Annotated in this window: 1 protein-coding gene; it reads left to right on the top strand. The window is 73.8% G+C overall.

Annotated elements, in window-relative coordinates:
* Positions 1-11,680: SDR family NAD(P)-dependent oxidoreductase (locus AB0J58_RS42405; protein WP_364226999.1), on the top strand; the 11,680-nt coding region annotated here is incomplete at both ends.

Genomic DNA, 11,680 nt, shown 5'->3' with positions numbered 1-11,680 from the left:
CGGTACGGCTGAACCTGCCGCCGCTGCCTCAGGACCAGATTCCGCCGCTGCTGCGCGGCCTGGTGCGGAGCACCCGCCGCACGGCGGCGTCGGCGCCCGCCGCAGGGGAGGGGGTGCTGCTGCGGCAGTTGGCCGGTCTGACGCAGGCCGACCGCGCCCGGTTCGTGGTCGATCTGGTCCGCGCCCAGGCCGCCGCCGTCCTCGGGCATCCGTCGCTGGAGGCGGTTCAGGCGCGCCGCGAGTTCCGCGAGCTGGGCTTCGACTCGCTGACCGCGATCGAGCTGCGCAACCGGCTCAACTCCGCCACCGGCCTTAGGCTGCCTTCGACCGCCGTATTCGACTATCCCACCCCCACCGTGCTCGGCGAGTACCTGCTGAGCGAGGTGCTGGGCACGCACGGCGACGTCATGCTGCCGGTGGCCGCGCCGTTGACGGCCGACGATCCCATCGTCATCGTCTCGATGGCCTGCCGTTTCCCCGGCGGGGTCAACTCCCCGGAGGACCTGTGGCGGCTGGCCCTCGAAGGACAGGACGCCATCACGCCGCTCCCCACCGACCGGGGCTGGCAGAGCCACGGCGACCTCGGGCTCAAGGGCGGGTTCATCTTCGACGCGCCCGAGTTCGACGCGGAGTTCTTCCGGATCTCGCCGCGTGAGGCGCTGGCGATGGACCCGCAGCAGCGCCTGCTGCTTGAGGTGTCATGGGAGGCGATCGAACGCGCCGGCATCGACCCGGACGCGTTGCGGGGCAGCGACACCGGCGTCTTCATCGGTTCCGTCGGCTCTGCGGGCTACGCGCCTGGCGAGGAGTCCCGCGGCCACATCATGACCGGCAGCCTCGCCAGTGTGGCCTCCGGCCGGATCTCCTACACCTTCGGGCTGGAAGGCCCGGCGGTGACGGTGGACACCGCGTGCTCGTCGTCCCTCGTGGCGTTGCATCTGGCGGCGCAGGCCCTGCGCAACGGAGAGTGCTCGCTCGCCGTGGCCGGTGGGGTCACCGTCATAGCGAGCCTCGGGGCCTTCGGGGAACTTGGCGAGCAGGGCGGGCTCGCGCCGGATGCCCGGTGCAAGGCGTTCTCCGACTCGGCCGACGGTATCGGCTGGTCGGAAGGCATCGGCCTGGTGATGCTGGAGCGGCTGTCGGACGCTCGGCGCAACGGTCACCAGGTGCTGGGGGTGGTGCGTGGCTCGGCGATCAACCAGGACGGCGCCTCCAACGGCCTGACCGCCCCGAACGGCCCGTCCCAGCGGCGGGTGATCCGCAAGGCTCTGGCCGTCGCCGGCCTGACTTCCGCCGACGTGGACGCGGTCGAGGCGCACGGCACCGGTACGGTCCTGGGCGATCCGATCGAGGCCCAGGCCCTGCTGGCGACCTACGGCCAGGACCGGCCGGATGACCGGCCGCTGCTGCTGGGCTCGATCAAGTCGAACATCGGTCACACCCAGGCGGCCGCCGGTGTCGCCGGTGTGATCAAGATGGTCATGGCGATGCGGCATGGCACGCTGCCGAAGACGCTGCACGTGGATGCGCTTTCGTCGCATGTGGACTGGGCCTCGGGTGCGGTGGAAGTGCTGACCGAGCCGGTGGAGTGGCCGGAGACCGGCCGTCCACGCCGGGCGGGCGTGTCGTCGTTCGGAATCAGCGGCACCAACGCCCACCTGATCCTGGAGCAGGGGCCGGACGCGGAACCGGCGGTGGCCGAGCCCGCGCCTCCGGTCGGTGGCGTCGTGCCCTGGGTGATCTCGGGCCGCACGGATGAGGCGCTGTCGGCGCAGGCCGGGCGGCTCGCGTCGCACCTGAACGCCGATCTCGACCCGGTGGACGTGGGGCTGTCGCTGGTCACGACGCGGTCGGTGTTCGAGCACCGCGCGGTGGTGATCGGCGCGGATCGCGAGGAGCTGCTGGCCGGTCTCGCCGCGGTGGAGGCCGGTGACCAGGCGTCCCGCGTGGTGCGCGGTGTGGCCGACGTCGATGGCAAGTCGGTGTGGGTGTTCCCGGGTCAGGGTGCGCAGTGGGCCGGGATGGGCGCGGCGCTGCTTGAGGAGTCGGCGATCTTCGCGGGCCGGATGGCGGAGTGCGCGGCGGCGTTGGAGCCGTTCGTGGACTGGTCGCTGCTGGACGTGATCCGCCAGGTGGAGGGCGCGCCGGGCCTGGATCGGGTCGATGTGGTCCAGCCGGTGTCGTTCGCGGTGATGGTGTCGCTGGCGGCGGTGTGGGAGTCGCTGGGCCTGCGCCCGGACGCGGTGGTGGGTCATTCGCAGGGTGAGATCGCGGCGGCGGTCGTGGCGGGTGGCCTGTCGGTGCAGGACGGTGCCCGGGTGGTGGCGCTGCGCAGTCGTCTGATCGCCGACCGGCTGTCCGGGCATGGGGTGATGTTGTCGGTGATGGCTCCGGCGGAGCAGGTTCACGCGGTGCTGGCCGCGGAGGGTCTGCTGGATCGGATCGCGATCGCGGCGGTGAACGGGCCTCGGGTGGTGACGGTGGCCGGTGATCCGGATGCGATGCGGGTGCTGGAGCGGCGGCTGTCGGCCGATGGTGTGATGCGCTGGCAGTTGGCCGGGGCGGACTTCGCCGCGCATTCGCCGCAGGTCGACCCGCTGCGGGAGGAGTTGCTGGCCGCTTTGGCGGAGGTGGCGCCGCGTGCTGCGCGGGTGCCGATGCTGTCGACCGCTACCGGGCAGTGGCTGGACGGCACGGAGCTCGACACGGGCTACTGGTATGCGAACGTGCGCGAGACGGTGGAGTTCGCTCCGGCGATCGAGCGGCTGCTGGAAGAGCGGTATCGGACCTTCGTCGAGGTCGGCCCGCATCCGCTGCTGACGTTGGGGATCGAGCAGGCGGTGGACGCGGCGGGCGTCACCGCCGTGGTCGCCGGGACGTTGCGCCGGGATGAGGGCGGGCTGGACCGGGTGCTGGTCTCGGCGGCCGAGCTGTTCGTACGCGGCGTGGCGGTGGACTGGCAGAGCGTGCTCGAAGGTGGCCGCCAGGTCGGCCTGCCGACGTACGCCTTCCAGCACCGGCGTTACTGGCCGAGCGGAGTGCGGATCGCCGACGCCCGCGGGCTCGGCCTCACCGCGGCTCGGCATCCGCTGCTGGGCGCCGCCGTCGGGCTCGCCGACTCCGACGGCGCGGTGCTCACCGGCCTGATGTCGGTGCGCACGCACGCCTGGCTCGCCGATCACGCGGTGGCCGACACGGCGCTGTTCGCCGGCACCGGGTTCCTGGAGCTGGCGATCCGGGCGGCGGACCAGGTCGGCTGCGACCGGGTGGAGGAGCTCACCCTGGCGGCGCCGCTGGTGCTCGCCGCCGACACCGCCATCGCCGTACAGGTGGTGGTGAGCGCGTCCGACGAGACAGGCCGAAGGAATCTGGCCATCTACGCCCGGCCCGCCGACGTGCCGGACGCGCCCTGGGTGCGGCACGCGGCCGGTGAGATGGGGGTCGGCGTGCGTGCGGCACGCTTCGACACGGCCGTGTGGCCGCCCGAGGGGGCGGTGCCGATCCCGCTGGACGGGCTGTACGACCAACTGGCCGACGGCGGCGTCGTCTACGGGCCCACCTTCAAGGGGCTGCGGGCCGTCTGGCAGCGTGATGAGGAGTTCTTCGCCGAGGCCGAGGTGCCCGAGGAGGTCGGCGACGCCGGCTCGTTCGGCCTGCACCCCGCCCTCCTGGACGCGGCGTTGCAGCCGGCCGCGTTCATGGATCTGGTGGAGCCGGGCCAGGGCCGGCTGCTGTTCTCCTGGGGTGGCGTCTGCCTGCACGCCAACGGCGCTTCGGCGCTGCGCGTGCGGCTGGTCAAGACCGGGACCGGTTCGGTGTCGCTGGCGGCGGTGGACGCCGAGGGCGCGCCGGTGCTGACGGCCGAGTCGCTGGTGTTCCGTCCGGTGTCGGCGGACCAGATGATCGCCTCCGGCGGGCCGGAGCGCGACGCGCTCTTCGCGCTGGAGTGGGTGCTCGCGCCGACGGTCATCTCGCCCGTGGACGCGGTGGCCGGGCTGAACTGCGTCGAGCTGGACTGGTCCGAGGCGGGCCTGGCCGAGTTGGACCGGGTGCCGGACGTCGTGGCCGTCGAGATCGCCTCCCCCGTGGAGGCGGGCGGCGCGGCGGCGCGGGAGCTGACCGGCCGGGTGCTGGACCTGCTCAGGGCGTGGCTGTCCGACGACCGGTTCGCCGAGTCCAGGCTGGTGCTGGTCACCTCTGGCGCGGTCGAGGGCGACGGGGTGGCCGCGGATCCGGCGGCGGCGGCCGTCTGGGGGCTCGTACGTGTCGCGCAGGCCGAGAACCCGGACCGCTTCGTGCTGGTCGACGTGGACGAGCCCGGGACCGCGCTGTCGGCCCTGCCCCGGGCGCTGGCCTGCGGCGAGCCGCAGGTGGCGATCCGCGACCGCGTGGCGCGCGTTCCCCGGCTGGTGCGCCTGACCCCGGATGGAGACGGCCCGCCGCGCCTGGATGCCGACGGCACCGTCCTGATCACGGGTGGCACGGGCGGCCTGGGCGGCCATCTGGCCCGGCACCTGGTGGCCGAGCACGGGGTCCGGCACCTGCTCCTGGCCGGGCGGAGGGGCCTGGACGCCCCGGGCGCGGTGGAGTTGCGGGCCGAGCTGATCGCCCATGGGGCCGAGGTCACCATCGTCGCCTGCGACCTGGCGGACCGGGACCAGGTGGCGGAGCTGGTCGCCGGCGTGCCCGCGGAGCACCCGCTCACCGCGGTCGTCCACGCCGCGGGCGTCCGCGACGACGGCATGATCCCGTCGCTGGACGAGCATCGGCTGGCCACCGTGTTCGGGCCCAAGGCCGAGGGCGCCTGGCACCTGCACGAGCTCACCCGTGACGAGGATCTGGCCGCCTTCGTCATGTACTCCTCGATGGCCGCGGTGGTCGGCGGCCCGGGGCTGGGCGGCTACGCGGCGGCCAACGCCTACCTGGACGCGCTGGCCCAGTACCGCCGCGCCCACAGCATGCCCAGCCTGTCCCTGGCGTGGGGACCGTGGGCGGCGGATGCCGGCATGGCCGGCGAGCTCACCGACGCCGAGCTGCGGCGGCTGACGGCGGGGGGCTTCCACCTGCTCTCCTTCGCCGAGGGCCTGGCGCTGTTCGACGCGGTCCTGGGCTGCGACACCCCGATGGTCGCACCGGCGCGGCTGAACCTGCCGGCGTTGCGCGCGTTCGGCGAGGTCCCGCCGCTGCTCCGCTCGCTGGTGCGCGGCACCCGCCGTACGGCGGCGGCCCCGGTCTCGGGTGCCGACGGGGCGCTGCTGCGGCAACTGGGCGGGCTGGCCCACGCCGATCGGACCCGCCTGGTGACCGACCTGGTCCGGGCCCAGGCGGCCTCGGTGCTCGGGCACACCTCACCCCAGATGGTGGAGGTGCGCCGGGAGTTCCGCGAGCTGGGCTTCGACTCGCTGACCGCGGTGGAGCTGCGCAACCGGCTCAACGTCGCGACCGGGCTGCGGCTGCCCGCCACCCTGGTGTTCGACTACCCGACTCCCGTGCTGCTGGCGGAGTTCCTGCTGGCCGAGCTGCTGGGCGAGCACGGCGACGTCATCGTGCCGACGGCGATCGCGTCGGTGGCCGACGACCCGATCGTGATCGTATCGATGGCCTGCCGCTACCCCGGCGAGGTGCGCTCTCCGGAGGATCTATGGCGGTTCGTCACCGAGGGGCGCGACGCCGTCTCCCCGCTGCCGGGCGACCGGGGCTGGCAGATGCACGGCGAGCTGGACTTCCAGGGCGGGTTCATGTCCGGCGCCGCGGAGTTCGACGCCGGGTTCTTCGGCATCTCGCCGCGCGAGGCGCTGGCCATGGACCCGCAGCAGCGGCTGCTCCTCGAGGTGTCGTGGGAGGCGGTCGAGCGGGCCGGGATCGACCCGCTGTCCCTGCGGGGCAGCTATACGGGTGTCTACATCGGCGCCAGCGCCTCCGGCTACGCCCCGTCGGATGAGGCCCGCGGCTTCATGGTGACGGGCCAGGCGGGCAGCGTGACCTCGGGCCGGCTGTCCTACACCCTGGGGCTTGAGGGCCCGGCGGTGACGGTGGACACCGCGTGCTCCTCCTCCCTCGTGGCGATGCACCTGGCCGCGCAGGCGCTGCGCTCCGGCGAGTGCTCGCTGGCGCTGGCGGGCGGTGTGACCGTGGTGGCCAACCCGATGGGCATCATGGAGTTCAGCGCCCAGGGCGGGCTGGCCGCCGACGGGCGGTGCAAGTCCTACTCCGACGCCGCCGACGGCACGAGCTGGGCCGAGGGCGTGGGCCTGGTGGTGCTGGAGCGGCTGTCGGACGCGCGCCGCAACGGCCATGAGGTGCTGGCCGTCATGCGCGGTTCGGCGGTCAACCAGGACGGCGCGTCCAATGGCCTGACCGCGCCGAACGGTCCCTCTCAGCAGCGGGTGATCCGCCAGGCCCTGGCCGGGGCGGGCCTGACCGCCGCCGAGGTGGACGTGGTGGAGGGCCACGGCACGGGCACGGCGCTGGGCGACCCGATCGAGGCGCAGGCGCTGCTGGCGACCTACGGGCAGGGCCGACCGGAGGACCGTCCGCTGCTGCTGGGGTCGATCAAGTCGAACATCGGCCACACGCAGGCGGCCGCCGGTGTGGCCGGCGTGATCAAGATGGTCATGGCCATGCGGCACGGAGTGCTGCCCAAGACGCTGCACGTGGACGAGCCGTCCTCGCACGTGGACTGGTCGGCCGGGGCGGTCGAGCTGCTGACCGAGCCGGCGGAGTGGCCCCGGGCCGATCACCCCCGCCGGGCGGCGGTGTCGTCGTTCGGGATCAGCGGCACCAACGCGCACCTGATCATCGAGCGGGCCGAAGCGCCGGACGCCGAGTCCGAGGAGCGTCCGCCCGCGCCCGCCGGTGCCGTACCGGTCATGGTTTCGGGCCGGTCGGCGGAGGCGTTGCGCGCGCAGGCCGAGCGGCTCGCGTCGTACGTGGAAGGCGAGCCCGGTCTGCGCCTGGCCGATGTGGCCTTCTCGATGGCCACCGCGCGCTCGGCGTTCGAGTACCGGGCGGCCGTGGTGGCCGCCGACCTTGAGGGCGCGGTCGCCGGCCTGCGGGCACTGGCCGAAGACCGGCCGGGCGCGAACGTGCTGCGCGGACCGGCCGCCGCCGAGCCGAAGCCGGCGGTGTTGTTCACCGGTCAGGGCAGCCAGCGGGCCGGGATGGGCCGTGAGCTGTACGACCGGTTCCCGGTGTTCGCGCAGGCGTTGGACGAGGTGATCGCCGGACTGGACCCGTTGCTGGATGGGTCGTTGAGGGAGGTGCTGTTCGCTGAGTCGGAGGAACTGCACCAGACCGGGTGGGCGCAGCCGGCGTTGTTCGCGGTGGAGACGGCGCTGTTCCGGCTGGTGGAGTCGTGGGGGGTGCGGCCGGAGGTGCTGGCCGGGCATTCGATCGGTGAGATCACCGCGGCGCACGTGGCCGGGGTGCTGTCCCTCCAGGACGCGTGCGCGCTCGTGGCGGCGCGAGCCCGGCTGATGCAGGCGCTGCCGTCCGGTGGGGCGATGGTGGCGGTGCAGGCCGCCGAGGATGAGGTCGCCGGCCTGCTGGCCGGGCGCGAGGGTGAGGTGTCGGTCGCCGCGGTGAACGGCCCGGCGTCGGTGGTGATCTCCGGAGCCGAGCAGGCCGTACTCGAACTCGCGGACGCGCTGGCGGAAAGAGGCGTCAAGACCCGGCGGCTGCGGGTGTCGCACGCCTTCCATTCGCCGTTGATGGAGCCGATGCTGGCGGACTTCCGCACCCTGGCCGGGACGCTCACCTACAACCCGCCGAAGATCCCCATCGTGTCCACCCTGACCGGCGAGATGGCCACGGCCGGGCAACTGTGCTCGCCGGACTACTGGGCGGACCAGGTGCGGAGCGCGGTGCGCTTCGCCGACGCCGTACAGGTGCTGCACCGGCAGGGAGTGACCGCCTACCTGGAACTCGGGCCGGACGGCGTGCTGACCGCGATGGCCCAGGACACCCTGGCCGATCCGGGCTCGGACGTGGTGCTGGTGCCGGTGCTGCGCAAGGACCGCGACGAGCAGACCGCGATCATGGCGGCGCTGGCCGAGCTGCACGTGCGCGGGGTGCCGGTGGACTGGCAGGCGGTGCTCCAGGGCGGGCGCCGGATAGAGGTGCCCACGTACGCGTTCCAGCGGCGGCGCTACTGGCCCGACGCCGGCGGCGCCCAGCCGGGGAACGCGGCGGCCGCGGGGCTGACCGCCGCTGGGCACCCGCTGCTGAGTGTCGCGGTCGGGCTGGCCGACTCGCCCGGAGTGCTGCTGACCGGGCGGCTGTCGCTGCGCTCGCATCCGTGGCTGGCCGACCACGCGGTCGGCGGCACGGTCATCTTCCCCGGCACCGGCTTCCTGGAGCTGGCGATCCGGGCGGGTGACCAGGTCGGCTGCGACCTGGTCGAGGAGCTGACCCTGACCACGCCCCTCGTACTCGGCGAGCGGGACGCCGTCGCGGTTCAGGTGTGGGTGGGCTCGGCGGCCGAGTCCGGCCGCCGCAACCTGAGCATCTACGCCCGCCCCGCCGAGGCCGCCGACGAGGAGCCCTGGGTACGGCACGCCATCGGCGTGCTGGCGGCGGCCGGGTCCCGCGCCGGCGACACGACCGGCTTCGACCCGGCGGTGTGGCCGCCGCGTGACGCCACGCCCATCCAAGTGGACGACCTGTACGACCGGTTCGCCGCGGGCGGCTTCCACTACGGCCCGGTGTTCCAGGGCCTGCGGGCCGCCTGGCGGGGCGCCGATGGCGAGGTGTTCGCCGAGGTCGTCCTGCCCGAGCAGGCGGCGTCGAGCGCGGGCGCGTTCGGGATGCACCCCGCGCTGCTGGACGCGGCGCTGCACGCGGTGAGCTTCGCCGGACTGGACGACGCCGAGGGCGGCCGGCTGCCGTTCTCGTGGGGTGAGGTGTGCCTGCACGCCGGTGGCGCGTCGGTGCTGCGGGTCCGGCTGGCCAGGACCGGCGGCGACGCGGTCTCGGTGCTCGCGCTGGACACCGCCGGGGAGTCGGTGCTGTCGGCGCGGTCACTGGTGTTGCGGCCGATCGCCGGCCACGCCGCCCTGGGCGGCGGTCGCGACCCGCGCCGGGACTCGCTGTTCCACCTGACCTGGACGGCGCTGCCCGAGAGGTCGGCGGTCGCCCCCGAGCTCGACTCCGCCGAACTGGCCTTGACGCCGGCATCCGATCCGGCGGCGGCGCTGGCGGCGCTGGAGACGGTACCCGAGGTGGTGACCGTCGCGGTCGGCTCCGCCGGGCACGGCGACGTGATCACATCGGTGCACGATCTGACCGCCGCGGCGCTGGACCTGCTGCGGGCCTGGCTGGCCGATGACCGCTGCCACCGCTCCCGGCTGGTGTTCGTGACCACGGGCGCCGTCGCGGCGGACGAGGGCGAGACCGTGACGGACCTGGCCGCCGCCGCGGTGTGGGGACTCGTGCGGTCCGCGCAGTGGGAGGAGCCCGGCCGGTTCGCACTGGTCGACGTGGACTCCCATGAGTCCTCGCTGCCGGCCCTGCCGCACGTGCTGGACGCCGCGTCGGCCTCGGGCGAGCCACAGGTGGCGGTACGCGAGGGTGCCGTGCGGGTACCGCGCCTGGCGCGCGTGCCGCTCGGCGATGACCTGGACGAGGCCGGGATCAGGGCCTGGGACCCCGAAGGCACGGTACTGATCACCGGTGGCACCGGTGGCCTCGGCGCGTCGTTCGCGCGGCATGTGGTGGCGGAGCGCGGCGTACGGCGTCTGCTGCTGGCCGGTCGGCGGGGGCCGGAGGCTCCCGGAGCCCTGGAACTGCGCGCCGAGCTGATCGCGTACGGCGCCGAGGTCGAGATCGTCGCCTGCGATGTGTCCGACCGGGACCAGGTGGCGGCGCTCCTGGGCGAGGTCCCGGCCGAGCATCCGCTGACCGCGGTCATTCACACGGCGGGTGTCCTGGCCGACGGCACGATTTCGTCGTTGACGGCCGAGAGCCTGGAGACGGTGCTGCGTCCCAAGGCGGACGCCGCCTGGCACCTGCACGAGCTCACCAAGGACCTGGACCTCGCGGCGTTCGTGCTCTTCTCCTCCCTCGCCGGGGTGATGGGCAACGCCGGTCAGGGCAACTACGCCGCCGCCAACGTCTTCCTGGACTCGCTGGCCCAGCAGCGGAGGGCCGCCGGACTGCCCGCGCTCTCGCTGGCCTGGGGCGCCTGGACCCAGGACATCGGAATGACCGGCACGCTGGATGAGACCGAAATGCGCCGCATGGCGCGGGCGGGGATGCCGGCGCTGTCGCTGGAACAGGGCCTCGCGCTGTTCGAGGCCGCCACCGCGCTGGAGCACGCGCTGCTGGTCCCGGTCCGGCTTGAGCCGTCGGCACTGCGGACGCAGGGCGATGTTCCCGCACTGCTGCGCGGCCTGGTACGGGGCGGCCGGCGGTCGGCGGCGTCCGGCTCGGTGGTGGCCGCGACGCTGCTGCAGCGCCTGGCTCCCCTGGCAGTGGCCGAGCGCACCGAGGTCCTGGTGGACCTGGTACGCACCGAGGTGGCAGTCGTGCTGGGCTACGCCTCGCCGGACACGGTGGAGGTGCGGCGGGAGTTCCGTGAGCTGGGCTTCGACTCCCTCACCGCCGTCGAGCTGCGCAACCGGCTGAACGGCGCGACCGGGCTGCGGTTGCCGTCCACGCTGGTGTTCGACTACCCGACACCGGCGCTGCTGGCGGAGTACCTGCTGGCCGAACTGCTCGGCGAGCACGCCGACGCGGTCATCCCCACGTCCATCGTGCCGGTCGCGGATGACCCGATCGTCATCGTCGGCATGGCGTGCCGCTATCCGGGCGGGGTCGCCTCTCCGCAGGACCTGTGGCGGCTGGTCACCGAGGGCGCGGACGCGATCTCGCCCTTCCCGACGACACGCGGCTGGAGCCGTGACGCGCTCTATCCGGGCACCGAGGGCCAAGCCGTCAACTACGTCCAGGCAGGCGGCTTCCTGCACGAAGCCGGAGAGTTCGACCCCGGCTTCTTCGGGATCTCGCCGCGCGAGGCGCTGGCGATGGACCCGCAGCAGCGGCTGCTGCTCGAAGTGACCTGGGAGGCCGTCGAGCGGGCCGGGATCGACCCGGTCTCGCTGCGCGGCAGCCACACGGGCGTGTTCGCCGGCGTGATGTACCACGATTACGCGAACAGCGTGCCCTTCCCGGCGGACGTGCTGGGCTTCATGGGCACCGGCACCGCGGGCAGCGTCGCGACCGGCCGCCTGTCGTACACGCTGGGTTTGGAGGGCCCGGCGGTGACGGTGGATACGGCGTGCTCGTCTTCGCTGGTGGCGTTGCACCTCGCCGCCCAGGCGCTGCGCGGCGGCGACTGCTCGCTGGCGCTGGCCGGCGGTGTGACCGTGATGGCCACCCCGGGGCCGTTCATCGACTTCACGGGGCAGGGCGGCCTGGCCCCCGACGGCCGGTGCAAGTCCTACTCCGACGCGGCAGACGGCGCGGGCTGGTCCGAGGGCGTGGGCGTGCTGGTGCTGGAGCGGCTGTCGGACGCCCGCCGCAACGGCCACCAGGTGCTCGCGATCGTGCGCGGTTCGGCGATCAACCAGGACGGAGCCTCCAATGGGCTGACGGCGCCGAATGGTCCGTCGCAGCAGCGGGTGATCCGCCAGGCGCTGGCCGGGGCGGGGCTTTCGGTGTCGGAGGTGGACGCGGTCGAAGG

It is taken from the genome of Streptosporangium sp. NPDC049644 (assembly GCF_040675205.1).
Classification (GTDB): Bacteria; Actinomycetota; Actinomycetes; order Streptosporangiales; family Streptosporangiaceae; genus Streptosporangium; species Streptosporangium fukuiense.
Note: the sequence above shows the minus strand (reverse complement) of the source record. Positions and strands in the feature narration are given on the sequence as shown.